The sequence below is a fragment of the Rugamonas rivuli genome, from assembly GCF_009380165.1.
In the GTDB taxonomy this organism is placed as follows: Bacteria; Pseudomonadota; Gammaproteobacteria; order Burkholderiales; family Burkholderiaceae_D; genus Rugamonas; species Rugamonas rivuli.
This window is the reverse complement of record NZ_WHUF01000005.1, coordinates 384,758-409,158: the sequence shown is the minus strand read 5'-3', so window position 1 is coordinate 409,158 and position 24,401 is coordinate 384,758. Positions and strand designations below refer to the sequence as shown.

The 24,401-nt window shown below is 65.1% G+C and carries 27 protein-coding genes; 11 read left to right on the top strand and 16 right to left on the bottom strand.

Going from position 1 to position 24,401, the window contains the following annotated elements; translation table 11 throughout:
* Window positions 1-82 precede the first annotated feature (82 nt).
* Window positions 83-340 (top strand): ArsR family transcriptional regulator, encoded by a 258-nt coding sequence (locus GEV01_RS20555; protein ID WP_152807398.1) that lies wholly within the window; start codon window positions 83-85, stop codon window positions 338-340.
* A 1-nt stretch (window position 341) separates the two neighbouring features.
* Here the strand turns inward: GEV01_RS20555 and GEV01_RS20550 are convergent, their stop codons facing one another.
* Complete coding sequence (locus GEV01_RS20550; protein ID WP_152807397.1) at window positions 342-1,313, bottom strand: PEP-CTERM sorting domain-containing protein; 972 nt, start codon at window positions 1,311-1,313, stop codon at window positions 342-344.
* Window positions 1,314-1,384: 71 nt separating this feature from the next.
* Window positions 1,385-2,857 carry a carboxylesterase/lipase family protein gene (locus GEV01_RS20545; protein WP_235914459.1) on the bottom strand — a complete coding sequence of 491 codons (1,473 nt, stop codon included), beginning with the start codon at window positions 2,855-2,857 and terminating at the stop codon, window positions 1,385-1,387.
* Window positions 2,858-3,054: 197 nt separating this feature from the next.
* On the opposite strand from GEV01_RS20545, the gene GEV01_RS20540 reads away from it, so the two are divergent.
* The 3 genes from GEV01_RS20540 (at window position 3,055) to GEV01_RS20530 (ending at window position 5,054) form a co-directional block, all read left to right on the top strand.
* Window positions 3,055-3,930 carry a LytTR family transcriptional regulator DNA-binding domain-containing protein gene (locus GEV01_RS20540; RefSeq protein WP_152807395.1) on the top strand — a complete coding sequence of 292 codons (876 nt, stop codon included), beginning with the start codon at window positions 3,055-3,057 and terminating at the stop codon, window positions 3,928-3,930.
* Window positions 3,931-4,010: 80 nt separating this feature from the next.
* Window positions 4,011-4,478 carry a nuclear transport factor 2 family protein gene (locus tag GEV01_RS20535; protein ID WP_008447129.1) on the top strand — a complete coding sequence of 156 codons (468 nt, stop codon included), beginning with the start codon at window positions 4,011-4,013 and terminating at the stop codon, window positions 4,476-4,478.
* A 9-nt stretch (window positions 4,479-4,487) separates the two neighbouring features.
* Window positions 4,488-5,054, top strand: a complete 567-nt coding sequence (locus GEV01_RS20530; protein WP_152807394.1) for a TetR/AcrR family transcriptional regulator — start codon at window positions 4,488-4,490, stop codon at window positions 5,052-5,054.
* Here GEV01_RS20530 and GEV01_RS20525 read toward each other — a convergent pair.
* The 3 genes from GEV01_RS20525 to GEV01_RS20515 are packed head-to-tail and all read right to left on the bottom strand — an operon-like array spanning window position 5,044 to window position 8,599.
* Window positions 5,044-5,823 carry a type 2 periplasmic-binding domain-containing protein gene (locus GEV01_RS20525; protein ID WP_152807393.1) on the bottom strand — a complete coding sequence of 260 codons (780 nt, stop codon included), beginning with the start codon at window positions 5,821-5,823 and terminating at the stop codon, window positions 5,044-5,046. The genes GEV01_RS20530 and GEV01_RS20525 overlap by 11 nt on opposite strands.
* A 48-nt stretch (window positions 5,824-5,871) precedes the next feature.
* Window positions 5,872-7,059, bottom strand: a complete 1,188-nt coding sequence (locus GEV01_RS20520; protein WP_152807392.1) for a DUF1501 domain-containing protein — start codon at window positions 7,057-7,059, stop codon at window positions 5,872-5,874.
* Window positions 7,060-7,069: 10 nt separating this feature from the next.
* A complete protein-coding gene (locus tag GEV01_RS20515) occupies window positions 7,070-8,599 on the bottom strand; it encodes a DUF1800 domain-containing protein (protein ID WP_408014832.1) in 1,530 nt (509 codons plus the stop codon).
* A gap of 179 nt (window positions 8,600-8,778) precedes the next feature.
* On the opposite strand from GEV01_RS20515, the gene GEV01_RS20510 reads away from it, so the two are divergent.
* Window positions 8,779-9,378 (top strand): YdeI/OmpD-associated family protein, encoded by a 600-nt coding sequence (locus GEV01_RS20510; protein ID WP_152807390.1) that lies wholly within the window; start codon window positions 8,779-8,781, stop codon window positions 9,376-9,378.
* A gap of 4 nt (window positions 9,379-9,382) precedes the next feature.
* Here the strand turns inward: GEV01_RS20510 and GEV01_RS20505 are convergent, their stop codons facing one another.
* Window positions 9,383-10,012, bottom strand: coding sequence for a LysE family translocator (locus GEV01_RS20505; RefSeq protein ID WP_152807601.1), 630 nt, complete (start codon window positions 10,010-10,012; stop codon window positions 9,383-9,385).
* Window positions 10,013-10,124: 112 nt separating this feature from the next.
* Between GEV01_RS20505 and GEV01_RS20500 the strand changes: the two genes are divergently transcribed.
* Window positions 10,125-10,589, top strand: coding sequence for an Lrp/AsnC family transcriptional regulator (locus GEV01_RS20500; protein ID WP_152807389.1), 465 nt, complete (start codon window positions 10,125-10,127; stop codon window positions 10,587-10,589).
* A 125-nt stretch (window positions 10,590-10,714) separates the two neighbouring features.
* On the opposite strand, the gene GEV01_RS20495 is transcribed toward GEV01_RS20500, so the two are convergent.
* The 6 genes from GEV01_RS20495 to GEV01_RS20470 form a co-directional block, all read right to left on the bottom strand.
* On the bottom strand, window positions 10,715-11,002 hold the full coding sequence (locus tag GEV01_RS20495) for a hypothetical protein (protein WP_008447145.1): 288 nt from the start codon (window positions 11,000-11,002) through the stop codon (window positions 10,715-10,717).
* Window positions 11,003-11,181: 179 nt separating this feature from the next.
* Window positions 11,182-11,865 carry an ABC transporter ATP-binding protein gene (locus GEV01_RS20490; RefSeq protein ID WP_152807388.1) on the bottom strand — a complete coding sequence of 228 codons (684 nt, stop codon included), beginning with the start codon at window positions 11,863-11,865 and terminating at the stop codon, window positions 11,182-11,184.
* Between the two features lie 17 nt (window positions 11,866-11,882).
* Complete coding sequence (phnE, locus tag GEV01_RS20485; protein ID WP_152807387.1) at window positions 11,883-12,686, bottom strand: phosphonate ABC transporter, permease protein PhnE; 804 nt, start codon at window positions 12,684-12,686, stop codon at window positions 11,883-11,885.
* On the bottom strand, window positions 12,683-13,510 hold the full coding sequence (locus GEV01_RS20480) for a PhnE/PtxC family ABC transporter permease (RefSeq protein WP_152807600.1): 828 nt from the start codon (window positions 13,508-13,510) through the stop codon (window positions 12,683-12,685). Before GEV01_RS20480 ends, phnE begins: the two co-directional genes overlap by 4 nt.
* Window positions 13,510-14,331 carry a phosphonate ABC transporter ATP-binding protein gene (locus GEV01_RS20475; RefSeq protein ID WP_152807386.1) on the bottom strand — a complete coding sequence of 274 codons (822 nt, stop codon included), beginning with the start codon at window positions 14,329-14,331 and terminating at the stop codon, window positions 13,510-13,512. Before GEV01_RS20475 ends, GEV01_RS20480 begins: the two co-directional genes overlap by 1 nt.
* 3 nt (window positions 14,332-14,334) lie before the next feature.
* Window positions 14,335-15,216 (bottom strand): putative selenate ABC transporter substrate-binding protein, encoded by an 882-nt coding sequence (locus tag GEV01_RS20470; RefSeq protein WP_152807385.1) that lies wholly within the window; start codon window positions 15,214-15,216, stop codon window positions 14,335-14,337.
* 155 nt (window positions 15,217-15,371) lie between these two features.
* Between GEV01_RS20470 and egtD the strand changes: the two genes are divergently transcribed.
* Together egtD and egtB are read left to right on the top strand one after the other, a co-directional pair.
* The gene (gene egtD, locus GEV01_RS20465; RefSeq protein WP_235914458.1) at window positions 15,372-16,385 is read left to right on the top strand and encodes an L-histidine N(alpha)-methyltransferase; all 1,014 of its coding nucleotides are present in this window, start codon (window positions 15,372-15,374) and stop codon (window positions 16,383-16,385) included.
* A 15-nt stretch (window positions 16,386-16,400) separates the two neighbouring features.
* Window positions 16,401-17,654: an ergothioneine biosynthesis protein EgtB gene (egtB, locus tag GEV01_RS20460; protein ID WP_152807384.1), complete on the top strand. Its 1,254-nt coding sequence runs from the start codon at window positions 16,401-16,403 to the stop codon at window positions 17,652-17,654.
* Window positions 17,655-17,657: 3 nt separating this feature from the next.
* On the opposite strand, the gene GEV01_RS20455 is transcribed toward egtB, so the two are convergent.
* Window positions 17,658-19,244: a cytochrome C gene (locus GEV01_RS20455; protein ID WP_152807383.1), complete on the bottom strand. Its 1,587-nt coding sequence runs from the start codon at window positions 19,242-19,244 to the stop codon at window positions 17,658-17,660.
* A 153-nt stretch (window positions 19,245-19,397) separates the two neighbouring features.
* On the opposite strand from GEV01_RS20455, the gene GEV01_RS20450 reads away from it, so the two are divergent.
* Together GEV01_RS20450 and GEV01_RS20445 are read left to right on the top strand one after the other, a co-directional pair.
* A complete protein-coding gene (locus GEV01_RS20450) occupies window positions 19,398-20,906 on the top strand; it encodes an ATP-binding protein (protein WP_152807382.1) in 1,509 nt (502 codons plus the stop codon).
* Between the two features lie 11 nt (window positions 20,907-20,917).
* The gene (locus GEV01_RS20445; protein ID WP_328595572.1) at window positions 20,918-21,586 is read left to right on the top strand and encodes a response regulator; all 669 of its coding nucleotides are present in this window, start codon (window positions 20,918-20,920) and stop codon (window positions 21,584-21,586) included.
* A 13-nt stretch (window positions 21,587-21,599) separates the two neighbouring features.
* Here the strand turns inward: GEV01_RS20445 and GEV01_RS20440 are convergent, their stop codons facing one another.
* Both GEV01_RS20440 and GEV01_RS20435 read right to left on the bottom strand, forming a co-directional pair.
* Window positions 21,600-21,947, bottom strand: a complete 348-nt coding sequence (locus GEV01_RS20440) for a type II toxin-antitoxin system ChpB family toxin (protein WP_328595571.1) — start codon at window positions 21,945-21,947, stop codon at window positions 21,600-21,602.
* On the bottom strand, window positions 21,941-22,192 hold the full coding sequence (locus tag GEV01_RS20435) for an AbrB/MazE/SpoVT family DNA-binding domain-containing protein (protein WP_152807381.1): 252 nt from the start codon (window positions 22,190-22,192) through the stop codon (window positions 21,941-21,943). The genes GEV01_RS20440 and GEV01_RS20435 overlap by 7 nt, the downstream gene beginning before the upstream one ends.
* 98 nt (window positions 22,193-22,290) lie before the next feature.
* Here GEV01_RS20435 and GEV01_RS20430 point away from each other — a divergent pair, with 98 nt between their 5' ends.
* On the top strand, window positions 22,291-22,818 hold the full coding sequence (locus tag GEV01_RS20430) for a GNAT family N-acetyltransferase (RefSeq protein WP_152807380.1): 528 nt from the start codon (window positions 22,291-22,293) through the stop codon (window positions 22,816-22,818).
* Here the strand turns inward: GEV01_RS20430 and GEV01_RS20425 are convergent.
* Window positions 22,793-24,340: a methyl-accepting chemotaxis protein gene (locus GEV01_RS20425; RefSeq protein WP_152807379.1), complete on the bottom strand. Its 1,548-nt coding sequence runs from the start codon at window positions 24,338-24,340 to the stop codon at window positions 22,793-22,795. The genes GEV01_RS20430 and GEV01_RS20425 overlap by 26 nt on opposite strands.
* Window positions 24,341-24,401: the final 61 nt, after the last annotated feature.

The window sequence follows — 24,401 nt, the reverse complement described above, 5'->3', positions numbered from 1 at the left end:
AAAATGTGACAGACGGCTTCGGGGCGGAACCTGCCGGTTGTTGCACGCCGCATGTAAAGTAAAGTAGGAGCTGATAAACACAATGGATGAAGAAGTCATGGCCGCGCTGGTCGGCGTGCTGGAGGCGCTGTGGCGCATCAACGCGGAGTGGCCGGACAAGCCGTGCACGCTGGCGAAGCTGAGCAAGCAGTCGGAGCGGCCGATGTCGGTGCTGCGGCGCCAGTTGACGATGCTGGTCGATGCCGGCTGGGTCGCGCTGGCGCTGGAGGAGGGCGGCGTCACCGGTACCGTGCTGCTGACCGAGAGCGGTGGGCAGCTGGGCCGGGAGTTGTTCACTTAGGTTATTTTCTGCGCCGGCGGCGCGCTGCCTGCATCGCCAGCAGGCCGGCCAGCAGCATCCCATACGTAGCCGGTTCCGGCACCGGCGCCAGCTGGTAGTGGTACAGCGCCACGTGCAGATTCGGATTGGTCAGCGACTGGCCGCTGCGGTCCGGGTCGACCACCTGTTCCACATACATGTCCAGCGTGCCGTCGGCGCTGGCGCGCAGGGCGATGCCTTCCATCTCCAGCGCGCCCGTGGGCTGCGGCAGGCGCACTACTTCCTCCACCGCACCGCTCAGCAGATTGCTGCGGTAGATCGATTGCGTCGCATTGTCCGACGCCATGTACAGCCAGTCCCCGACCACCTTGGCACCCTGGATGCGCGTCAGCGGCGTGTCCAGCGTGATGGTGTGGCTGAAGCTCCAGTCGTCCAGATTGTAGACGTTGATGGTGTTCCCGTTCTGCCATTCCTTGCCGTAGCCTACGCCGCGCTTGGCGTCGATGGCCACCCAGCTGGCCAGGTCCTTGTTCGGATTGGCGGGCGTGCCGCCCAGCTCATAGACTTTGCCGGTGTAGCTCAGGTCCGATGCGTTGAACAGCGCCACATGCGGCTTGGTGTAGCCGGCCGTGGAGTCGAGCGAGGCGTAGATCACGCCGTTGTGATAATCAATGTCGCCGATGTGGTTCAGCCCTTGCGCCATCAGCGCGCCGGGGATGCCGGGCGACAGGCCGCCGGTCAGCGTGAACGAGGAATTGCGCTGCACGGAATCGAAGTTGTTGTCGGCGCGTTCCAGCCCGTACTGCCAGGAGAAGAACCACTGCTTGCCATCGGTAGCCATGCCCTGGCTGCGATACAGGCCGGTGAAGGAATTGGGCGTCGGCGTGTGCATGTAGAACTTGTCGACGCCGGCCAGCTTCCAGGCGTCGGCGGCGTGTGCCGGGATCAGTGCTGCGGCGCTGAGCAGCAGGGCTAGCAGGGTAGGGATGCGCATGGCTTACTCCATTATCAAATTTGCTTGAACTTATGATAATGCCGATTTATTACCGGCCCACGACAAAAAATTTAGAACGCCTTGCCCCGCAGCCCGGAATAGACGGAGTCGAACACCTGCAGATGATCGATGGCCGGCACCGGGCCTGTGTCGATCGGATCGCTCAGGCGCTGGACTTTTCCGTCGGTGCCGCGAAACGGCGGCCAATGCGGCACGCCGCTGCCGTTCGGATCGCCCGTGGCGGCAAAGTGGACCCAGTAGCTCGACATCGCCGCCGCCAGTTTGCGGTCGGCGGCGCGCCAGGTCCAGGGGGCTTGGTCCAGATGGTCGAACATATACCAAAGTTCGGCGTAGTGGCTGGCGCCCCAACCGGCATAGACCGAATCGGCCGGAAACGGTGGGCGGTGCGTGAAGCTGTAGTAGTACACCGGGCTGCGGCCCTTCTGCGCCAGCCGCGCCCAGGCCCACATGTCCCAGCCGAATCGCAGGTCGCGCTCAAGTCCCAGGCGGCCCTCGCGCGCCTGGGTGTCGGTGGCGTGCGGGTAGGCCGCCAACAGTGCCGGCGGCAGGGCGCCGACGCTGGCGGTGATGTCGGCCTCGAACCGGTCGGCGCGCATCGCCGTCACATCGACCAGCGCCCGTGCTTCTTCGCTGTTTGAGCCCAGCAGCAAAGGCACGTCGTGATTGCGGCCCTGCGCATAGGCTTCGTACGGCGACAATGGCAGCACGTCCGGTTCGATCACGGGGTGGGTGATTGCGCCGGCGCCGCCACCCAGCAGGCGTTCGGCCGGCAGCTTGCGCATCGCCTCCAGCGTGGTGGCGCCGAGCGACTCCATGTAGCCGGCGCCGTCGCGCTCCGCGTTGGCCAGCAGGTAGCCGGGCGCCAGTTGCAGCGGTTCGAAGATGCCGCCGCTCTGCGCGATGGCGCGCTGGAACAGGCCCTTCGCGCGCTGCGACGAAAGCAGCGCGCTGACGGCCATCGCACCGGCCGACTGTCCGGCGACGGTCACGCGGCCCGGATCGCCGCCGAAGGCTGCGATGTTACGCTGCACCCATTCCAGCGCCGCGATTTGGTCCATCAAGCCGTAGTTGCCCGATGAGTGATGGGGCGATTCCGCGCTCAGGGCAGGGTGGGCCAGGAATCCCAGCGCGCCGAGGCGGTAGGCGATCGTCACCACCAGCAAGCCTTTGCGGGCCAGGCGGTCGCCGTGATACAACGGCATGGATGCTGAACCGTTGGCATAGCCGCCGCCATGTATCCAGACGATCACCGGCAAGCGCTGTCCGGCGCGGTGCAGCGGCGCCCACACGTTGAGGTAGAGGCAGTCCTCGCTGATCTCCGGCGGCGTCTCGCCCGGCATCGATACGCCTTGCTGCATGCAGGCCGGCGCAAACTTGCTGGCGTCGCGCACGCCCTGCCATGCGGGCGCCGGCTGCGGCGGGCGCCAGCGCCACGCGCCCAACGGCGGCAGCGCGTACGGAATGCCGCGATAGATGTCCACGCCGTCTTGCCGTTGTCCCGCCAGCGCACCGTCTCCTGTCATCAGCGGCGCCGTCTGCGCTGCTTGCGCACAGCCCCACGCCAACTGCAACGCCAATAACCATCTGCATACCGTCTTGCCCATGCCAGCTCCTCCTCGATTGGTCAGCGGCCAGTGTCGTCGGGCGGCGCCGATTCGGCTAGACCGGCTGGTCACATTTTCCCCTCGGCCCGTCCCAGATCGCTGCTAGAATCGTCCGCATGACGATTTCCGCTCATCCCACCCCGGCGCATGCGCGCTGGCCCGCCTGGCTGCGTCCGCACGCCTGGGTGTTCTTGTATTGGCTGGCGTTTCTGCTGGTTCTGGAACCCGGCAATATCCTGCGCGCCAGCCAGGCCGGTCAGACCTTGAGCCTGCCCCATGAAGTTATCCGCATCCTGCTGGCCGCCTTGCTGGGCACGACCGTCACCTCGGCGGTGCATGCGCTGGTGGAGCGTTTCCCGTTGCGCGGCCCAAGTCGCGGCCGCCATCTGCTGATCCACGTGGCCGGCGCCGCCGGCCTGGCGCTGACGCTGGTGGTGGCCTCGTGCTTGCTGGCGGCGTGGGTCTTCGCGAGGCGCTGGCTGCCATCCTGGGACGAAATTTGGGACCAGTTGGTGAGCAATTTCACGCTGCTGATGTTCGCGCTGGCCGCGTTGACTGCGCTGGTGCAGGTGGGCTTGCAGCGTACGGCATCGACCGTGCCGCCGGCCCGGCCCGCCGCTCCGGCGCCCGCCCTCGATGCCGCACCCGCGCTGACGCAGGTGCAGGTCAAACGACGCGGCCAAGTCATCTCCCTGCCGCTTTCCGATGTGGACTGGATCGAAGCACAAGGCAACTACGTGGCCCTGCACGTCGGCGCGGAACAGCATCTGGTGCGCGACACCGTATCCCGTTTTGCAGCGCGTCTCGACCCCCTCCAGTTCCAGCGCATACACCGCAGCATGATCGTCGCGGTCGACCGCATCCGCGTGTTCGAAGCGCTGGCAAACGGCGACGCCCTGTTGCATCTGACGCGCGGCGGCCCGCTGCGCGCCAGCCGCAGCTACGCGGCTGCCGTCAAGGCGGCCGCTCCGCAGCCAAACCTGAAGAAATAAAAATCCGCTTGCAATCGCCCGAAGCGAGGATTACACTTTGTTTGTACCGATCGGTACAAACAACTTAAAAAGGTAATCAAATGACACGTCCACCTCTCCCTCCGTTCACCCGCGAAACCGCGATCCAGAAAGTCCGCCTGGCCGAAGACGGCTGGAACACCCGCAACCCGGAAAAGGTCTCGCTGGCCTACACCGAGGACTGCCGCTGGCGCAACCGCGCCGAATTCGTCACCGGCCGCGCTGCCATCGTCGGCCTGTTGACCCGCAAATGGACGCGCGAACTGGAATACCGCCTGATCAAGGAATTGTGGGCATTTGAAGGCAACCGCATTGCAGTTCGCTTCGCCTACGAATACCATGACGACTCCGGTCAGTGGTACCGCGCCTACGGCAACGAGAACTGGGAATTTGCGGAAGACGGTTTGATGCGCCATCGCCTGGCCAGCATCAACGAAGCGCCCATCGCGGCGGCCGACCGCAAGTTCCACTGGGATGTGAACGGCCCGCGTCCGGCCGATCATCCGGGACTGAGCGATTTCGGATTTTAGAAAGCAGACATGGCAAGAACGATGGTTGAACGCGGCGACGTGATCCCGCTGCTGGCGGAAGTGTTTCGGACTTACGGCTTCGAAGGCGCGAGCCTGGCCCGCATTTCCGAAGGCACGAAGCTGGGCAAGGGCAGCATGTATAACTTTTTCCCCGGCGGTAAAGACGAAATGGCCGACGCGGTGCTGGCCGAGATCGACGGCTGGTTCCGCGATCAGGTGTTTCAGCCGCTGCGCACCGCCGACGACGCGGCGCAGGGGATAGAGCGCATGTTCGTCGCGGTCGGCCGTTACTTCCTGTCGGGCCGCAAGGTGTGCCTGGTCGGCGTGTTCGCGCTGGGCCATGAGCGCGACCGCTACGCGCTCAAGGTGCAGGGCTACTTCGCCGAATGGGTGGGCGCGCTGGCCGCAGCGCTGGTGCGCACCGGCCGCGACGCCGACACCGCGCAGGAGCTGGCCGAAGATGCCGTCGGCGGCATCCAGGGCGCGCTGGTGCTGGCGCGCGCCGCCGACGAACCGGCGCTGTTCATGCGCACGCTGGAGCGCATGCAGCGCCGCCTGTTGTCGCCTAAGGTTTGACCATATCGTCGAAGGCCTTGCGCTGGCTGGCCTGGTAGGCCGGCGTACGGCGGATGCGGCCGATGGTGTCCCACAGCTTTTCCATCAACTGCGGATTTGCGTCGTAGAAGCGGCGCGAGGTGACGAGGAAGTAGGGCGCGTCGGTGAAGGGCAGCGGCAGTTCCTCGATCTTGCCGGCGAACTGCGGCAGGGCGAGCAGCTCGCGGCCGTGGTACTCGGTGCCGACGGCGACATCGGCGCGGCCGGCCAGCATCTTGGCGAAGTTGGTTTCCATGGTTTTGCCGCTGTTGTCGATTCCGACTTCCAGCGATTTCAGGTGATCGTGCAGCATCACCATGCCGAAGGGGACCAGCACCGGCGAGGTCAATTGAGAGAAGCGCTGGCCGTCCCATTCCACTTTGCTGCCCACGCGGCGGAACACCATCGAACGGCCGCTGTTGACGGCGCGCGCGGCATCGACCGTGGCGCCGTGCATGGGGTAGACGTAGAACTGGGCCAGCGTGGGCGTGTAGGGTGCGTAGGGGAAGCCGTCGGCGATATTGGTGCGTATCTCTTCGCGGCAGCGCGTCAAAGGCGCGGCATAAAATTCAACGGAGATGCCCAGTTCCTGCGCGGCCTGGCGTATCAGCTGGTCGGCGATGCCGCCGCCGGTGGTGGTGATGAAGGGCCGTATGCCTGTCTCCATGGTGCAGAGGCGCAGCGTGACGGCGCCGGCCTGGCAACATAGAAAAAACGATAAAGTGAATGCACAGACAGCAGCACGGGCCATGTCGATCTCCACCGCAGTTTGAGATCATTCTACATGAGCGCGCGGCCGTCATACCAGCCCGATATCGCGCCCCCTGGTGCCGAAAATTTGTTCGACCTGTCCTGCATTGAGGCCGTACATGCGCGCCAGCAGGCCGCCGAACATGGCGCGGTATTCGTTGAGCACCGGGTAGTCGCGGTTCTGGAACAGCGTGGCCTGTTCCAGCCGTATCTGCTCGCCGCGCACCTTGCCGCCCTGGACGCCGCCGCCCAGCACCCAGTAGACGGTGCCGTGTCCGTGGTCGGTGCCGCGGTTGCCGTTCTCGCGGAAGGTGCGGCCGAATTCACTGACGACGATGACCACCGTGTCCTTCCAGTCCGGCCCCATCTCCTGCGCGAAGCCGGCCAGGCCGCGACCCAGTTCGTCCAGCCGCCCGGCCAGGTAGCCGGTGGCGCCGCCCTGGCCGACGTGGGTGTCCCAGCCGCCGACGTCGACGAAGCCGATGTTGTATTTGTCCTTCATCAGCTTGGCGATGCGGCGCGCTTCCAGTTCGAAGCCCTTGGCGGTGATGGCGTTGCGGTTGGCCGCGTCCATCTCGCCGATCATTTCCTTCATCACGTCCTCGCGCACCGCGAAGCCGTCGCGCACCGGCTGCGACAGCGCGCTGCCGTCGTACATGGCGGAGATCAGCCTGGCCTGGCGCGCATCGACCGAGGGCTTGGCGATGGTGCGCAGCGCCATGTTCGGCAACTGCACGCCGCCCTGCATCACCAGCGGCAGCTGGTCGGTGAAGGAGATGGCGCTGGCCTTGTCGGCGGTGAGCGTCTGCGCCAGCCGGTTCAGGAAGCCGGAGCGGTAGTCGCGCGTGCGGTCCAGCGCCTGTCCCAGCTCGATGCTGTCCTGGGTTTCGAAGTGGCTGCGCGAGATATCCTCGGTGCCGGCGAACGGCACGAACGTCGCCTGGCCCGCCGTGAACAGCGGATAGATGCTGTCGCGCAGGGCGGGATGCAGACCCCAGTCGCTGTCGATGGGCAGCGCGGAATTGAGGTCGGCGCTAGGCTTGGGTACGGCGATGTTGGGCCGCACCTGGTAGTAGTACTGGCTGGAGATCGGCACCAGCAGATTGGTGGCGTCGTAACCGCCGCGCATGAAGACGAACAGCAGCCGGGTCTTGCTGGCCGGCGCGGCCCACAGATTGCCGGCTACGGCGGGCAGCGCCAGCGCGGACAGGGATTTGAGCAGGGTGCGGCGTTTCATGTGCGGGCTCCTAGCGGTGCATCAGTTCTGGCGACGATAGCAGGAAGGTGTTCCATTCCTGCGGCGAGGTAGCCTGGTCCAGCACCTGGCGGGTGGCGGGGGCGATGGTCTTTTGCAGCGACTGGTAGTACAGCGCGTTGGCCAGTTGCGGGAAGGCCGCGCGCTCCTGCGCCTGCGGGCCGTCGGTCTTGAAGAGGCCCGCGTTGCCGGAGCCGATGGCCTTGGCGATTTCGAAGCGCGTGGTCATCTGGCCCGGACTGGCCCAGCCGGATTGCGTGAGCTGGTAGCCGTCCGGCGTCTGGCGGCCGTACAGCGGTTCGGCCATGCGCGTGAGCCAGTACAGCATCGGCCCGGTGTTGAGGATCACCTTGTCGTCGTAGGCCAGGCGCACGGCCGACACCACATAGTGCGCCGGGTCCTTGAATTTGTGGCCGAGCGACTGCGCGAATTCGGTCGACGTGAACATGGTTCGCAGCACGGCGGCGATGTCGCCGTCGGTGGACAGGAAGGTGGAGGACATGCGCTCCACCAGCGCCGGCGGCGCTTCGTCGGCGACGAAGTAGAGCACCAGCTTGCGGCTGATGTAGTGGGCGGTGGCCGGGTGGCGGCTCAGGCGGTCCAGTGCTTCGTCCACTTCCGCCAGGCCGCGTCCCTTGACGGTCTGGCCCAGGAATTCCTTGTTGCCGTAGTCGTGGCGGTTCGGGTTGAATTCAAACAGCCCTTGCCGCACATACTGCGCTTGCAGTTCCTTCTTCACGCCCGGCGCCGCCGTGCCGAGGTTGACGCCGACGCCGGTGAGGATGCGCGCCAGCTCCTGCACGTCGCGCTGGCTGTAGCCGCCGTCCACGCCCAGCGTGTGCAGCTCCATCAGCTCGCGCGCGTAGTTTTCGTTGATGCGGTTGGCGGCGTTCTGTTCGTTGTCCAGGTAGCGGATCATGGCAGGATGGCGCAGCGTGGCCGACAGCAGGTCGCGGAACTTGCCCAGCGCGTGGGGGCGCACGGCCGTGTCCTCGTAGTCGCCGACCAGTATCCGCAGGTTGCTCTTGGCCTGGTGGACGTTGAAGTGGTTCATCCAGAACCACGTCATCTGCTCCTGCAGCTGGTTGGGCGAATACAGGTCGCGCAGCAGCGAGCGCGTGGCCGCCTCCTTGGCGATGCGGTTCAGTTCCTGCTGGTAGGCCTGCTGCGCGGCTTTCTTCTCGTCGTCGTTGGCGATCTTGTCGGCGTCCTTGCGTTGCTGTTCCAGATCCTGGTTCAACTGAATCAGCGGCTTGCGGGTGATGGTCATGGCGTCGATCTGCGCCTGCGCGGCGGCCGGCAGCCGCGCCGGAGTGGGATGCAGCTGCTGTTCCAGCCAGGCGTCGTAGCCCAGCTTTTCGGCCTGCTGGTAGGTCGTCAGGTTGACGCCCCAGCTGACGCGGTTCAGCGCGCCGCTGAGCTGTTCCGGTTTGATGGAGGAGACGCCGCCGCCAGGCGCGGCGCAGCCGGCCAACAGCAGCAGGGCGCCGCAAGCGGCGAGGGGAAGCGATCGTTTCAGCATGGCGGAGGTCTTCATCGGCTGGGTGTGAAGAACAGAGTATGCCAAGCTGTGCAGGCTGCTGTATTCATTTTGTTTATGACGCAACAAAATGTTACAAGCAACGTTGCAAAAGCGATAGGTATGAATTGCACCGGAGTATTTGGTATATTGAGACAAACAACAACCAGCCGAGCATCATCATGCCCACCATCGATCCGCGTGTAGACGCCTACATCGCCAAGTCCGCCGAATTCGCGCAGCCCATCCTCCATCACCTGCGCGCCATCGTGCACGAGGCCTGCCCCGATGTGGAAGAGACCATGAAGTGGAGCTTCCCGCACTTTATGTACAAGGGCATGATGTGCGGAATGTCGGCCTTCAAGGCCCACTGCGCGCTGGGTTTCTGGAAGGGCGAGCTGTTGATGGCCGATGAGGCCAACCGCGAGGCGATGGGGCAGTTCGGCCGCATCGAGACGGTCAAGGATCTGCCGTCGAAAAAGGTCCTGACCGGCTACATCAAGAAAGCGATGAAGCTGAACGACGACGGCATCTCCGTGCCGGCGCGCGCCAAGCCCGCCGAGCCGCGTCCGCTGGCGATACCCGACGACCTGCTTGCGGCATTGAAGGAAGTGCCGGCCGCGCAGCAGCACTTCGAGGCCTTCAGCCCAAGCAAGAAGCGCGACTACGCCGAGTGGATCGCGGAGGCCAAGACCGAGGCCACCCGCACCCGCCGGCGCGAGCAGGCGGTCGAGTGGATCGCGGAAGGCAAGGCGCGCAACTGGAAATACGAGAAGTGCTGAGACACTATTCGATCGACAGCCGCACCGCGAAGCCCAGCATGGCGCCGGAAAAAATCCAGCGCTGTGCCGCCCGCACGCGGCGGTGCTTGCTCAAGTAGCTGCCCAGGCGTTTCGCCGCCACCGTCAGCGTGACGTCGTAGACCACGCCGAACAGCACCAGGATCACGCCCAGTTCCAGCATCTGCGTCCAGACGGCTCCCGCCGCCGGGCGGATGAACTGCGGCAGCAGCACGGAGCAGAACAGCAGCGCTTTCGGATTGAGCAGGTTCCCCAGCAGGCCGCGCAGGACCGAGGCGCGGATGCTGCCATCGCCGGCGGCCTGCTCGCCGCTTGCATTGGCGTCGCCCGACGGCGCGCGGAAGATCTGCAACGCCAGCCACGCCAGATACACCGCGCCGATCAGGCGTACCGCCGTGAACAGCCACGGTGCGCTTTGCAGCAGCGCCGCCGCGCCGCAGGCGGACAGCGTCACGTGCAGCGCTCGCGCCATCGCCAAACCCGAAGCCACCGCGAAGCCATGCCGCATCCCTTTGCGGCCGCTCGATTGCAGGACCAGGGCCATGTCCGGCCCCGGCAACGCATACACCACGGCCAGGGCTCCCATAAACACCAGCAGCAAATCCGGCGACACCATGACGATCTCCTCTAAAAAAACCGTCATGATGCCCTAGAATTCTGAGGGGATTTTGGGCTATTTTCTCTGTAAAAGTCTTAAAATTGAGGGGATTCCACTAACACGACATGTCATGAATGAATTAGACAACCTCGATCGCGCCATCCTGGCGGTGCTCACCCGCGATGGCCGCATCCCCGTCGCCAAACTGGCGGAACGGGTGGGCCTGTCCGAAACCCCCTGCACGCGGCGCCTGAAGCGGCTGGAGCAGGACGGCTACATCACGGGCTACCGCGCCAAGCTGTCGCGCCGGGCCATGGGCCTGGGCGTGCTGGCGTTTGCGCAGGTGCGTTTCAGTGTGCACGACCGCACGCTGGCCGACCGCTTCGAGCGCGAAGTGCTGGCCATCGACCGCGTGATCTCCTGCCACAATATCTCCGGCACAGCGGATTACCTGCTGAAGATAGTCGCGACCGATCTGGATGAATACGGTGATTTCATGCGTGACGTACTGCGGACTTTACCGGGTGTCACCTCGGTGGAATCCATGTTGTCGCTGCGCGAGGTAAAACCGGATGACGGCTTGCCTGCGTACTGATGATGGTGATGCTTTGAAGTAGGAATAATGCGGCGTTCAGCGGGGTTTGGGCTGTACGCTAGTGCATTTAGAGGGCGCCGGATACCGCATGCCGGCGCCTGGCATGGCAAGATCAGCTGGGCTGCTCAATGCATAGACGCGGTCGACAGATCCTTCAATTCCCGTATGCTGATATCTGACTTTTCATGCATACGCAGCAAGATCGTTGCCCCGACAGCCAGCTTGCGATGTCGGATCTTGCTGATAATGGGAGGCTGCACCTCTAAAACTCGGCAAAGTTCCGCGTCGTTTTTCAGGTTCATCTTTTCGATCAAAGTATCAAGAAGCTTGTTCGGAACAAAACTGGATGGTTCCAGTGCCCGAGCGCGATTCATGGCTTCGATCAGTTCCAGCTTTTTTTGCCGTACGTTCATGATTGCTCCTCCTTTGCTCAAAACGTGAAAGAAATTACGTTTCCCGGCAAGGCTAGCGTCCACACTTTTCTGGTCTGAATGTGGTACGCAACTCAACATTCTTGATAACCATGCAAGTTGATTTCAATAATACTACGGCGAGAAAATATTGGGAGGGTTTGATAAAAAAATTATCTTGTTTATTGCTTAAACGGGTTGACGATTGTTGTTTCTTGTATGCCGGTTTTTGAAAGTTGTAGGACTTTGTCTGTCATTTCGGCCGCGGCCTGCGAATGCGTGACCATGATCGCGCATGCGCCGGTGGCTTTGATTTCCCGGCGCAGCAAGGTCAGGATGCTGTGGGCGGTATCGGGATCGAGGTTGCCGGTCGGTTCGTCGGCCAGCACCAGGGCCGGACGGTGCACCAGCGCGCGGGCGATGGCGACCCGTTGCATTTCGCCGCCGGACAGCTGATGCGGGAAGTCGCCGCCACGCCCGCCCAGGCCCACGGCGTCCAGCATCTCGGTGGCGCGCTCGGTCGGCAGTCCATTCAGCAGCAGCGGCAGGGCGACGTTTTGCAGCAACGTCAGGTGCGGCAGCACGTGGAAGGCCTGGAAGATGAAGCCCATGCGCGCGCGCCGCAGCTTGGTGGCGGCGTCGTCGTCCAGGCCTGACATCGGCACGCCGTCGACGATGATGGGTGACTCGCCCGCTGCGGCGTCCGGCGTATCGAGGCCGGCGATCAGGTTCAGAAGCGTGGACTTGCCCACGCCGGAATCGCCCATGATGGAGACGAATTCGCCGGCCTTGAAGTTCCAGGACAAGTTGGACAGCACCGGACGGCCGCTGGCATAGGATTTGGACAGGTTGCGCAGTTCGAGCATGGAAGGGCTTCGCGAGGTTAGCGGGTGAGGGCGCGGCGCAGTGCGTAGCTGATGCCGTCTACCAGCGCCACCAGCAGCAGCATGGCGATGATGACGGTGGCGGCTTGCTGCATCTGGAACAGCGACAGGTGGTATTTGAGCATCTGTCCCAAACCGCCGGCGCCGACCACGCCAAGGATGGCGGCGGCGCGGATGTTGTTCTCCCACCGGTACAGGGTGTAGGACAGCATCTGCGGCAGCGTTTGCGGCAGCGTGGCGTAGAAGAAGGCGGCGGAGGCCGAGGCGCCGTTGGTGCGCAGGCTTTGCTCCGGCAGCGGCGCGGCGTTCTCCAGCGAGTCGGCGAACAGGCGGCCCAGCACACCGGCCGTGTGCGCGGCCAACGCCAGCGTGCCGCCGAACGGTCCCAGGCCGCAGGCGATCAGCAGGATCGAGGCCCACACCAGTTCCGGGATCGAGCGCAGCACGTTGAGCAGGCCGCGCATCAGCGCGCGCGCCGTGCGGCCGAAGCGCCCGGACGCCGACAGCGAGAACGCCAGGCCGGCGGCCACCGCCAGCAGTGTGCCAAGCGCGGACATGGCCATGGTCTCGACGGCGGCCCAGCCGGTCTTGATCAGGAAGGGTGCGGACAGGTCGGGCGGCGCGAAGCCGGCCAGCAGCTCCAGCGTGCTGTTGACTGCTTCCAGCGTGAAGAACTCGCGCCACTTCAGCGGCAGCGAGGCGAAGCTGGCCACCACCAGCACGGCCACCATCGCCAGCATGGCCAGCACGGTCCAGTCGCGGCGCGGCGGTTTCGGCATGTTATGCGTCATCGTAGGCTTCATCCGAGGCGCCTCCGCAGGATCTTGGAGAACTGGTCGGCCAGCGCCACCAGCAGCACGAACACCAGCAGCATGGACGACACTTCGGCGCCGGCCAGCATCTTCATCGATTCGTCCATGCGCTGACCGAGGCCGCCGGCGCCGACAAAGCCCATCACCACCGAGCCGCGCACCGCACACTCCCAGCGGTAGACGGTGTAGGACATCAGTTCCGACGCCGCTTCCGGCAGCGCGCCATACAGCAGCGCGGCCAGCCTCCCGCTGCCGTTGGCCAGCAGCGTGTCGCTGGCGTGGGCGTCGGACGATTCGAGGATCTCGGCGTAGACCTTGCCCAGCATGCCGCAGTAGGTGAGGGCGATGGCCAGCACGCCGGCGGTCGGGCCCAGGCCGATGATGCGCACGAACAGCAGCGCCCATACCAGCTCCGGCACGCTGCGCAGCAGCACCAGGGCCCAGCGCACCGCCTGCCGCACCACGCGCGCCAGCGGCCGCATGCGGCCCGTGCCCAGGCGCGAGACCGACAGCTGGCCGTTGATGATCAGGGTGGCCGGGATCGCGCCCAGCAGCGCCAGCGCCAGGCCGGAGGTGGCGATAGCGATGGTCAGCCAGGTCTGCTCCAGCAGCATGGCGAGGAATTCGGCGCCGTGCGCGGGCACGAGGAAATCGGCCAGGAAGCGGCCGGTGGCGGTGAGGCTCTGCCAGTCGAATAGTATCCACGGCTTGAACTCGGCGACCACCAGCATCGGCCACAGGATCAGCAGGCAGACGGCGGTGGCGGCGACGCGGCCGCGCCAGGCCGGGTCGGGATGGGAGGCGGGCGTCGCCATCACAGGCAGGCGCCGACGCCGAGCTTGACCGCCATCGCGTCGTGTTCGGGCGGCGGTGCGCTGGCGCCAGGCTGCTCGCCCTGATACAAGGCGGCGATCATGTCAGGCGTGACCTGGCCGCGCGGCAGGTCGAATTCGATGCGGCCGTCGCGCAGGGCGACGATGCGCGGGAAGTGGCTCAGCGCCAGGTCGACCTGGTGCAGGCTGCAGATCAGCGTGGCGTTGCGGGCCTTGGCCTCGTCGCGCAGCGTGGACAGCGTCAGTTCGGACAGGGCCGGGTCGAGCGCGGACAGCGGCTCGTCCACCAGCAGCGCCTTGGCCGGCGATAGCAGCAGACGCGCCAGGCCGCAGCGCTGGCGTTCGCCGCCGGACAGGCGGTCGACGCGGGAGTACAGTTTGTCGCCCAGGTTGAAGCGCGACAGCGCCTGCCACGCCGCTTCCGGGTCGGCAGGCTTGACCAGCGAAACCAGTGCGCGCCACAAGCTCCATTGCGGCAGGCGCGCGGCCAGCACCGCCGTCACCACGCGCTGGCGCGGCGGCAGCGGCGGCGTTTGCGGCGCCAGGAACAGCTGCGCGCGCAGGCGGTGGCGGTCGGCGTGGCCCAGCGCCCAGGGATCGGTGCCGAAGATCTGGAAGCTGCCTTCAGCCGGCTGGTGGGCGCAGGCCAGCGTCGCCAGCAAGGTGGTCTTGCCGGCGCCGGACGGGCCGATGATGGCCAGTTGTTCGCCCTGTTGTATCGTCAACGAGATCGCATGCAGTGCGGCCGCCCGCGATGCGCCGAGGTGGCGCACCGTCAGGTTCTGCAAGTGGTAAGTGGGCATCGATTACTTCTTCAGCAGGCCCGCGTTTTGTGCAGCGGCTTCGATCGCGGTGTAGTTTTCAGCCTTGGTCGGGATGAATTTGGAGGCGCGCTGCAGGTCCATGATGACCTTGTCCTGAGGGTTCTTGGCATCCAGCGCCAGGAAGGCGTCGGTCAGTTTTTTCTTCAGGTCGGCGTTCATGTCGGTGCGCACGCTCCAGTTGTAGTCGTAGTAGCCTGGCGTGGTGTAGAACACGCGGACCACGGCGGGATCGACCTTCTTCTCGGCGACCAGTTTTTCCCAGACCGAGATGTTCAACGCGCCGGCATCGACCTTGCCGCCTGCAACGGCGGCCACGGTGGCGTCATGCGCGCCGGAGAAGGCGATGCGTTTCAGGTCGGTGTCCGGATTGATCTTCGCGGCCAGCAGGAAGGAGCGCGGCATCAGATGGCCCGAGGTCGACGACTCCGAACCGAAGCTCAGGGTGTGGCCTTTCAGGTCTTCCAGCTTGTTGATATCCTTGTTGGTGGTGATGAAGACCGACTTGAATTTTTCGTCTTCGGCGCGCTGCACCAGCGGCGTGATCTGGTTCTTGCTGCGGTCCTTGGCCTGCACGAAGGTGAAGCCGCCGAACCACACCATGTCGACCTTCTTGTTGATCAGCGCTTCGACCGAGGCGGCGTAATCGGTGACAGGGGTGAACTCAACCTTCATGCCGATCTTCTTTTCCAGGTATTCGCCCAGCGGCTTGAACTTGCGCTGCAATTCGGTCGGGGCTTCGTCGGGAATGGCGGAAACGCGGAACACGTGTTCGGTGGACTGGGCCTGGGCCTGGGAGTGGGCAGCGGCCAGCATCAGGCCGGCGGCGAACAGGGATTTGAGTGCGCGCATGGCGAAGAGTTTCATAGTCAGTGCCCTTTTTGTAAGATTTGTGCCGGTTTAGCGACTAATGTGAAGGGCCGCACAGTTTTATCGGCCCGGTACTGCAGAATGAATATTCGGCTATCATAACAAAAATGTTATCCGCAGCTGGGATGACCACCTTTAAAGGCAGAGCAACTATGCAGATGTCCCGCTCCTCGGCGATCCGTGTTGTTTCATCCGATGCAGGCAAGACGCCGGCGCCGCAGCTGCGGCAGCGCGCGCAAGGCAGCGCGGCGGTCGTGGCCGAGATCAGTGCCGGCCTGCTGGCCGCCAAGCCCCATACCTCCCCCAAATACCTGTACGACGGCCTGGGCTCCAAGCTGTTCGAAGCCATCTGCGAGCTGCCCGAATATTATCCCACCCGCACCGAGGCCGGCATCTTTGCCGAGCATGGCGCGGCCATGGCGCAAGCCATCGGCACCGGCACCACGCTGGTGGACCTGGGCGCGGGCAATTGCGCCAAGGCCGCCAGCCTGTTCCCGCTGCTGCAACCGGCGCAGTATGTGCCGGTCGATATTTCACGCGACTTCCTCACCGAGGCCGTGAGCCGTTTGCAGCAGCGCTTCCCGGACATCGAGATGACGGCGCTGGGGCTGGACTTCTCCAACGGCTTCGCGCTGCCGGACAGCGTGCGGAGCGACCGCCGGCTGTTCTTCTATCCCGGTTCCTCGATCGGTAACTTCTCGCCTGAGCAGGCGGTCGCCTTCCTGCAAGGCCTGCGCGCCAACGCCGGCGCCGACGGCGGCTTGCTGATCGGCGTGGACCTGATCAAGGACAGCGCGGTGCTGGACGCGGCCTACGACGATGCGCTGGGCGTGACGGCTGCCTTCAACCTGAACATGCTGCGCCACTTGAATCACCTGATCGGCGCGGACTTCGATGTAGGCCAATGGCAGCACCGGGCCTTCTTCAACGAGGCGGACAGCCGCATCGAAATGCACCTGGAAGCGCGCACCGCGCTGACCGTGCGCTGGGATGGCGGCGAACGCCATTTCGCGCGCGGCGAACGACTCCACACCGAGGACAGCTACAAGTACACGCGGCAGTCCTTCGTCACCCTGCTGGAACGCGCCGGCTTCGCCACGGCCCAGGTATGGACCGATCCGTCGAACTGGTTTGCCGTCATCCACGCCAGGGCCATCCCTGTCTGAAAGCCGACCACGCCCATGGATATGCGCCCGCCGCAGCAAGACCTCTCCGCCCGCTATGACAAGGTACGCCGCCGTTCGCTGGCGCTGGCCGAACCGCTGACCGACGAGGATTGCGGCGCGCAGTCGATGCCGGACGCGAGTCCGATCAAATGGCATCTGGCGCATACGACGTGGTTCTTCGAGACCTTCATTCTGGAGCGCATGGAGGAGGGCTTTAAGCCATTTCATCCGGCGTTCCGGGTGCTGTTCAATTCCTACTACAACGGCATCGGCGAGAAGCACCCGCGCGCGCAGCGCGGCTTGCTGACGCGGCCCGCGATGGCGCAGGTGCGCGCCTACCGCGCCGATGTCGATGCCCGCATCGCCCGGCTGCTGGCCTGCGACCTGGATGCGGAGCAGAGCGCGCAACTGGCGATGCTCATTACGCTGGGGCTGGAGCACGAGCAGCAGCACCAGGAGTTGATGCTCACCGACGTCAAGCACCTGCTGGCGCAAAGCGCGCTGCTGCCCGAGTACATGGCCGTGCCGCTAGCGCGCGCCAAGACGCCGCCGCCGATGGAGTGGCTGCCGTTCGCAGGCGGCTTGACCGACATCGGCCATCAAGGCAGCGCCTTCTGCTTCGACAACGAACTGCCACGCCACAAGCAGTATGTGGCGCCGTTCGAACTGGCGTCGCGGCTGGTGACGAACGGCGAGTACCTGGAGTTCATCGCGGCGGGCGGCTATTTCAACGCCGCGCTGTGGCTGGCCGAGGGGTGGGACTGGGTGCGCAGCCAGAACCTGAGCTGTCCGATCTACTGGCAGCAGGACGAGCCGGGGCAGTGGCAGGAGTTCACGCTGCACGGCGCGCAGGCGCTGGATCTGTCGCGGCCCGTGACGCACTTGTCGCTGTTTGAAGCGGATGCTTATGCCCATTGGGCCGGCGCCCGTCTGCCGACCGAGGCAGAGTGGGAATTCGCCGCCGCGCAGGCGGCTGTGGAAACCGGCATGCTGCATCCGGCCGGCGCCGCCGGCACGGATGGCCTGCTGCAGATGTTCGGCCACTGCTGGCAGTGGACCAGCAGCAGTTACGCGGCCTATCCCGGCTACCAGAGCGCGCCCGGCGCGTTGGGCGAGTACAACGGCAAGTTCATGATGAACCAGTACGTGCTGCGCGGCTCTTCCTGCGCCACGCCGGACGGCCACGCGCGCGTCAGCTACCGCAATTTCTTCCCTGCCGGCGCCCGCTGGCAGTTCACGGGCGTGCGGCTTGCGCGCCTGGCGCCTTAAGCCTTACAGCACCTTCAGGAAGGCCGCCAGGTCGGCCGCTTCCTGCGCGGTGTAGCCGATGTTGAAGCGCTTGTCGTAGAAGGTGACGATGTCTTCTATAGTGTGCACCGAGCCGTCGTGGAAGTAGGGCGAGCGCGATTCGATGCCGCGCAGGCTAGGCACTTTGACGCGGCCGATGTCCTTCCATTTCCCCGTCTGCATGGCCGCACCAGGATCGGTGGTCGTCACCGTCTCGCCGCTGGTGTTGTTACGCAGCGTGTAGAGCGGCATGTCCGGCGTGCGGCGCGCCCCTGCCGAAACCCCTGTGTTGAACATGCGGACCACCGAGTGCGTGCCGGAGTTGGGCGTGTCGTGGCAGCTGGCGCAGGAGCCGCGCTGCAAGGGGCGCCGCAGCTCGTCGTTGAAGCCGGCCACGCCGCTGATGTTGAACGGCTTGTTGTTGAAGATTTGCTCGCCGCGTGCGATGGCTGCGCGGGCCAGGTTCTGCGCGCTGGGGGCGGGCGGCGGTGGAGCTGGGCGGCCGCGCACCGGTGGCGGTGGCGGGAGCGGGCGGTCCAGGTTGCGCCAGGCGCCGAACATCGCCATCACGTTGCGGTTGAAGGGAGCGCCGGTCTGGTAGTCGCCCGATTCAAGGTCGTTGATGCCGAAGTAGAAGGCGTTGGCCGCCAGCCTGGTTGGGCCGCCCAGCGCGCCGGCGTCGGTCAGGCTGCCGGCGTCGATGGAGCTGATCTGCGTGGTGAACAGCGTTTTCTCGAAATCGACGATGGCGCGCTGCTCGGCGGCGGTCAGGTCTTGCGCCGCTTCGGCGTGGCCGCGCACCGCGCTGTTGGACTGGCGCAGCAGGCTGGCGTCGACGCTGGCGAAGCATTGGGCGGGCCGTACGTCTTTCAGGCACAGGGCGGAGGCGGCGTCGCTGGCGGTTTCGCGGCTGTCCCACATCACGCTGCTGGCGAATTTGAGATTGGTGGTCGGCAGCGGGCGGCGGAACAGCGAGAGTTCTTTGGCGCTGGCGTAGTTGTAGGGGTCTTCGGTTTTCACCAACGAGAATTCGGCGCCGGTGGGCATGGGCAGGCCGACGCGTATCAGGCCTTTGGTCAACAGCATGCTGTAGGCGGCGCGCTTCTGGTCTAGCGTGGCCGTCGCGGCCAGCGGGGAGGTGGCGCCGTCCACCAGACGGAATACCGGATCGGTGCCGCCGCTGGCGGTGAAGCGGGCGGCCAACTTGTCCGGGCCTATGCTCCAGCCGTTGTCCGGCTGGTGGCAGGTGGCGCAGGAGCGGCCATTGCCGAAGGGTTTGAAGAAGGGATTGGCAGTGTCCACTGCGCCCACGCTACTGAAGGTGAGCGAGGCGCCTTCGTCGTTGGGCACCGGCGCCAGCACGACCGGCGGCGGAGGCGCTGCCGCCGCCGTTGCGGTGGGTGCGGCCTGCACGGTGACAGCGGCCAACGTGGTGGCTGCGCCCTGTGCGCCGCCTTGCAGTACGCGCTGTGTGGTGCTGCTGCTGTTTTCTGCTGTCGGGCTGCTGCCGCCGCAAGCGGCCAGCAGGGCGGCGGCGATGGCCGGTGCCAGGTAAAGCGCGCGTTGATACATGGTGGTCTCCGTCTTGTGTGATGACGGTGCGAGATTGCCGCGCAAATGTGTAGAAAAAATGAAGGCCGGGGGAGGTGTCGCGTTTTTGCCAGTCCCTCATAATTTCTCCACATTTGGCGGTTATGATGGAGGCATGAAGCCAGTGAGCCAGCCATGCGGTTGACCATCGCCCGCAAGATCGCGCTGGCGGTGATCGCTATCGTCATCCTGTGCGTGGGCACGATGGCGTGGGTCGCCAGCAGTAACCTCAAGCGCGGCTTTGTTGCCTACCTCAACGAATTGCAGGTGCAGGACTTCGACCAGTTGCGCGAGCTGCTGGAAGAGCGCTATCGCACCGAGGGCAATTTCGACTGGCTGCGCGGCCAGCCGCGCGCGCTCGGCGAGCTGCTGAACCGGATCACGCCGCGCAGCCAGGTGTTCGAGCCGGATGGCGATGCGCGCCGCCCGCCCCGGGGCCGCCGGCCGCCACCGCCTCCGCACCCCGGGCCGGGACGGCGCGAGCCTCCACCGCCGGAAGCGGACCAGCCACCGGCCGATAGACCAGCCGAGCCGCCTCCCCGCCGCAACGATCCAATGGACTTCGCGCAACGCGTCTCCATCACCGACGCGCAAGGCCGCAAGTTGATCGGCCCTCCGGACATCCAGGTCGGCGCCGAACGCGCCATCAAGGTTGACGGCGTGGTGGTCGGCCACATGCGGCTCATGCCGCTGCGCGAGACCGGCGGCGCCGATGCCAGCGCCACCGTCTTCCTGCGCGAGCAGCTGCAATCGATACTGCTGATGTCCGCCGTACTGATCGTCCTCGCCATCCTGGCCGCGATCTGGCTGGCCCGACATCTGCTGCGCCCCGTGGCCGCGCTGCGCGATGTGACCGCGCGCCTGGCGCTGGGCGAACTAAGCGCCCGTGCGCCCTTGCTGTCGCGCGACGAAGTGGCGGAACTGGCGCTGCACGTCAATGCCATGGCCGAAGCGCTGGAGGAGAGCGAACGCCAGCGCCGCAAGATGCTGGCCGACGTCTCGCACGAACTGCGCACGCCGCTGACGGTGATACGCGGCGAGATCGAAGCCCTGCTGGATGGCATCCGCCAGGCCGACGCCAACGCGCTGCAATCGCTGCATGCCGAGGTGCTGCGCCTGAACAAACTGGTCGACGACCTGCACCAGCTGACGATGGCCGATGCCGGCGATCTGCACTACCACTGGCATGAGCTGAACCTCGGCGAACTGCTGCGGCCCACGCTGGAGCGCTACCAGCCGCGCGCGCAGAAGTGCGGCCTGGACCTGAGCTGGAGCCTGCCGTCCGCGCCGCTGGTGCTGCAAGGCGATGCCGGCCGCTTGCAGCAAGTCGTCACCAATCTGCTGGAAAACAGCCTGCGCTACACCGACAGCGGCGGCCAGATCGTGGTCGCCCTGAGCAGTGCCGGCGGCCACGCGGAGATCATGGTGGAAGACAGCGCACCCGGCGTGCCGCCGGAAGTCCTCGGCAGCATCTTCGAACGCCTGTACCGCGTGGACGGCGCCCGCACGCGTGAGCGCGGCGGCAGCGGCCTGGGTCTGGCGATCTGCAAGGCGCTGGTGGAAGCGCACAGCGGCAGCATATCCGCCGCACCGTCCGTGCTGGGCGGCGTGAAAATGGTGGTGCGCCTGCCGTTGAAAACATAGGAAGCAATGACGTGCCCAACATCCTGATCGTCGAAGACGACACCAAAATCGCCGCGCTGCTGGCGGACTACATGAGCAACGCCGGCTGGCAGACCCGCTGCGTCGCCGATGGCCGCGGCGCCGTCGGCATCATCCGCGACGGCGGCATCGACCTGGTGCTGCTGGACCTGATGCTGCCGGAGCTGGACGGCATAGGCGTCTGCCGCGAGGTGCGGGCGTTCTCGCAGGTGCCCATCATCATGCTGACCGCGCGCGTGGACGAGATAGACCGCCTGCTAGGCCTGGACAGCGGCGCCGACGACTATGTCTGCAAACCGTTCAGCCCACGCGAAGTGGTGGCGCGCGTGCGCGTGCACTTGCGCCGCAGCGGGGCCGGTGTGTCGCCGGTGCCGGCCACACCGGCCTCGCCGTTCCAGATCGACCGCGCCGGCATGCGCGTGCTGCACAACGGCGCTGCGCTGACGTTGACGCCGCTGGAGTACCGCCTGCTGGCCGAGTTGATCGACAATCCCAGCCGCGTCTACACGCGGCAGCAGCTGCTGGACTTCGCCCACCAGGACCAGCGCGATATCAGCGACCGCACCGTCGATTCCCACATCAAGAACATCCGCCGCAAGCTGCCCGACGCCGAATGCCTGCAATCGGTCTACGGCGTAGGCTACCGCTTCGAGTTTTTGTAGTGAGGTTTCCGAATCAATCGGTAATTGCGCGAAGGCGTGCCAGTGCGTCTTCTATAACAGACTCAGGGACGGTCTCAACTCGCTTTGCCTTGCGCGCTTCCAGGTCCAGCATACGAATCTGGTTGACCAAAGCGACGCCCTGAGTTTTCGTACCCGTTCCGGAAAGTGACGCAGCGAATCCCGCGTGGCGAGCAAAATCACCGCCCTGTGTGATCGGTGCCACCAGCACCGTACCCAGCGCATTAAATGCACTAGTGGAGAGTACCAGTGCGGGCCGCATGCCCCTCTGCTCATGTCCTTGCGTCGGATCGAGGTTCACCATCACGATATCACCACGTCCGAACTTACTCCGGCCTACCACGCTTCACGTCCCACCGGCTTGGCGTTATGCCAGGCCGCCATGTCGGCAGGCTCCGGCGATGTGGTATCGCATTGCGTTACCAGCTCATCCAGCGAATATGAGGGCCGCGCCGCCTTCAGCAGCACGCCTTCTGGCAGCACACTGACGCTCAGTTTGTCGCCTAGGACGACCTTTAATATGCCCAACAATTCAGTCGGCAGCCGCACCGCCGCACTGTTGCCCCATTTTTGAATTGACAGTTCCATAGATCCCCCAGATGTTAATACATTGTAGATCCATGAAAAATGACAGGTCAAGAAGATTGTCTATACAATGTATCGTCGAAATATCAGCCGGGAGCACCATGTTCATCCGCCGTTTGGTTTCATCCGACGCATCCGCGTTCCAGTCGCTGCGGCTGGAGGGTTTGCGCCTGTCGGCATCCGCATTTGGTTCCAGCTACGAAGAGGAATGCGATACGCCGCTTTCAACGATAGAGGCCCGGCTGGCGCCGGACTCCGGCCGCAATATGTTCGGCGCCTTCGACGGCGCTGAGCTGGTCGGCATCGTCGGCGTAGGGCGCGAGACCGCGCTCAAGGTCCGGCACAAGGCCTATATACGCGCCATGTACGTCGCGCAGACCCATCGTGGCCGGGGCCTGGGTCGGCTTCTGATGGAGCACGCGCTGGCGTTTGCGGCGACGATGGAGGGCGTGCAGCGCATGACGATCTCCGTCACCGCCGGCAATGCGGAAGCGATAGGCTTGCATGAATCGCTGGGCTTCACGGAGTTCGGCCGCGAGCCCGATTCGATGATCGTCGACGGCGAGTTTTACGACGAAATCACCATGTCGCGCGCGCTCACCGCTACGCCGTCAGCCGGAACTGACTGACCACCTGGTTCAGCTGGCCGGCCTGGTCCTCCATGGCCGCCGCCGCAGCAGCAGCCTGTTCGACCAGCGCGGCGTTCTGCTGCGTCACCTGGTCCATCTGGCTGATGGCGATGTTGATCTGCTCTATGCCGCCGGTCTGCTCGCGGTTGGCCAGCGTGATCTCGCCAACGATTTCCGTCACTTTGCGCACGCTGTCCTGCACTTCGTTCATGGTGCTGCCGGCCAGGTCGACCAGGCGGGCGCCCGCCGCCACCTTGTCCACTGAATCGTCGATCAGCGTCTTGATTTCCTTGGCCGCGCTGGCCGAGCGTTGCGCCAGGTTGCGCACTTCCGACGCCACCACCGCGAAACCGCGGCCCTGTTCACCGGCACGTGCCGCTTCCACCGCCGCATTCAGCGCGAGGATGTTGGTCTGGAAGGCGATGCCGTCGATGACGCCGATGATATCGACGATCTTGCGCGAGGAGTCGTTGATCGAGTTCATGGTGCCGACCACCTGCGCCACCACCTCGCCGCCGCGCTGCGCCACCTGCGACGCCGACTGCGCCAGCTCGTTGGCCTGATGGGCGTTGGCGGCGTTCTGCTTGACGGTGCTGGTCAATTCCTCCATCGAAGCGGCGGTTTCCTCCAGCGAGCTGGCTTGCTGCTCGGTGCGCGAGGACAAGTCCATATTCCCGCTGGCGATTTCCGCCGAGGCGGTGGTGATGGCGCCGGTGCCGTTGCGCACGCGGCCGACGATGTTGGCGAGGTTGTCGTTCATCTTGCCCAGCTCTCCCAGCAACTGGCCCATTTCGTCGCGCTGGTCGTGGGTGATGCGGGAGGTCAGGTCGCCCGATGCCACGGCGCGCGCCATCTTCAGCGCCTGGCCGATAGGATCGGTGATCGAGCGTGTTACGCGCCAGGCGAAGGCCAGGCCGAGCGCCAGCGCCACGATGCCCAGCCAGGCCATCATCTGGCCGGCCATGGAGATGTCGTGCTTGACCAGTTCACCGTTGGCGGTCGCCACGGTCTTTTGGAGGTCGGCCAGTTGGCGTATGCTGGCCTGCACCTTGGCCAGCTTGGGCAGCATGTCGGCACGCAGCACGCTCTGCGCTTCGTCGCGCTGGCCGTCGGCCAGCATTTTGGTGACACGCGTGAATGAAGCCACATAGGCTTTGCGCTGCTCGCGGATGGTCGCCAGCAGGGCCTTGCCTTCGTCGGTGTAGAGCAGGGTGTCCAGCGTTTCGAGCGCGGCGCTGATGGTCTTCTTGTTGACGTCCATTTCGCGCAGGATGTCCGCCGTGCGCGCGGGATCGGGTGCGGTGAACAGTTCCAGTGTCAGCGCCGCGTTGGCGCGGGTGGTGCTGCCGACGGTGGCCGCCGCGTCGGCCTTGACCCAGTCCTTGTCGATGATGGTCGCATTGAGCTGGCTGATGCTGCTCAGCCTTTGCAGGCCGACGCCTATCAGTATGGCCATCAACACCAGCACTGCACCAAATGCGACAGCCAACCGCACACCGATTTTCAGGTTCGAGATATTCATGCACGACTCCATGAGGGCACCAGGCGAGAATCCAGTATAGCGAGAATGGTGCGGTGCGGTA

What these genes read in the sequence shown, in the direction of transcription:
- GEV01_RS20430 (WP_152807380.1), top strand. Translation starts at nt 22,291, where the DNA reads ATGTTCATCCGCCGTTTGGTTTCATCCGACGCATCCGCGTTCCAGTCG.
- phnE (WP_152807387.1), bottom strand. Translation starts at nt 12,686, where the DNA reads ATGAAGCCTACGATGACGCATAACATGCCGAAACCGCCGCGCCGCGAC.
- GEV01_RS20540 (WP_152807395.1), top strand. Translation starts at nt 3,055, where the DNA reads ATGACGATTTCCGCTCATCCCACCCCGGCGCATGCGCGCTGGCCCGCC.
- GEV01_RS20525 (WP_152807393.1), bottom strand. Translation starts at nt 5,823, where the DNA reads ATGGCCCGTGCTGCTGTCTGTGCATTCACTTTATCGTTTTTTCTATGT.
- GEV01_RS20520 (WP_152807392.1), bottom strand. Translation starts at nt 7,059, where the DNA reads ATGAAACGCCGCACCCTGCTCAAATCCCTGTCCGCGCTGGCGCTGCCC.
- GEV01_RS20500 (WP_152807389.1), top strand. Translation starts at nt 10,125, where the DNA reads ATGAATGAATTAGACAACCTCGATCGCGCCATCCTGGCGGTGCTCACC.
- GEV01_RS20470 (WP_152807385.1), bottom strand. Translation starts at nt 15,216, where the DNA reads ATGAAACTCTTCGCCATGCGCGCACTCAAATCCCTGTTCGCCGCCGGC.
- GEV01_RS20545 (WP_235914459.1), bottom strand. Translation starts at nt 2,857, where the DNA reads ATGACAGGAGACGGTGCGCTGGCGGGACAACGGCAAGACGGCGTGGAC.
- egtB (WP_152807384.1), top strand. Translation starts at nt 16,401, where the DNA reads ATGGATATGCGCCCGCCGCAGCAAGACCTCTCCGCCCGCTATGACAAG.
- GEV01_RS20480 (WP_152807600.1), bottom strand. Translation starts at nt 13,510, where the DNA reads ATGGCGACGCCCGCCTCCCATCCCGACCCGGCCTGGCGCGGCCGCGTC.
- GEV01_RS20535 (WP_008447129.1), top strand. Translation starts at nt 4,011, where the DNA reads ATGACACGTCCACCTCTCCCTCCGTTCACCCGCGAAACCGCGATCCAG.
- GEV01_RS20455 (WP_152807383.1), bottom strand. Translation starts at nt 19,244, where the DNA reads ATGTATCAACGCGCGCTTTACCTGGCACCGGCCATCGCCGCCGCCCTG.
- GEV01_RS20495 (WP_008447145.1), bottom strand. Translation starts at nt 11,002, where the DNA reads ATGAACGTACGGCAAAAAAAGCTGGAACTGATCGAAGCCATGAATCGC.
- GEV01_RS20555 (WP_152807398.1), top strand. Translation starts at nt 83, where the DNA reads ATGGATGAAGAAGTCATGGCCGCGCTGGTCGGCGTGCTGGAGGCGCTG.
- GEV01_RS20515 (WP_408014832.1), bottom strand. Translation starts at nt 8,599, where the DNA reads ATGCTGAAACGATCGCTTCCCCTCGCCGCTTGCGGCGCCCTGCTGCTG.
- GEV01_RS20530 (WP_152807394.1), top strand. Translation starts at nt 4,488, where the DNA reads ATGGCAAGAACGATGGTTGAACGCGGCGACGTGATCCCGCTGCTGGCG.
- GEV01_RS20550 (WP_152807397.1), bottom strand. Translation starts at nt 1,313, where the DNA reads ATGCGCATCCCTACCCTGCTAGCCCTGCTGCTCAGCGCCGCAGCACTG.
- GEV01_RS20505 (WP_152807601.1), bottom strand. Translation starts at nt 10,012, where the DNA reads ATGGTGTCGCCGGATTTGCTGCTGGTGTTTATGGGAGCCCTGGCCGTG.
- GEV01_RS20425 (WP_152807379.1), bottom strand. Translation starts at nt 24,340, where the DNA reads ATGAATATCTCGAACCTGAAAATCGGTGTGCGGTTGGCTGTCGCATTT.
- egtD (WP_235914458.1), top strand. Translation starts at nt 15,372, where the DNA reads ATGCAGATGTCCCGCTCCTCGGCGATCCGTGTTGTTTCATCCGATGCA.
- GEV01_RS20435 (WP_152807381.1), bottom strand. Translation starts at nt 22,192, where the DNA reads ATGGAACTGTCAATTCAAAAATGGGGCAACAGTGCGGCGGTGCGGCTG.
- GEV01_RS20450 (WP_152807382.1), top strand. Translation starts at nt 19,398, where the DNA reads ATGCGGTTGACCATCGCCCGCAAGATCGCGCTGGCGGTGATCGCTATC.
- GEV01_RS20510 (WP_152807390.1), top strand. Translation starts at nt 8,779, where the DNA reads ATGCCCACCATCGATCCGCGTGTAGACGCCTACATCGCCAAGTCCGCC.
- GEV01_RS20475 (WP_152807386.1), bottom strand. Translation starts at nt 14,331, where the DNA reads ATGCCCACTTACCACTTGCAGAACCTGACGGTGCGCCACCTCGGCGCA.
- GEV01_RS20490 (WP_152807388.1), bottom strand. Translation starts at nt 11,865, where the DNA reads ATGCTCGAACTGCGCAACCTGTCCAAATCCTATGCCAGCGGCCGTCCG.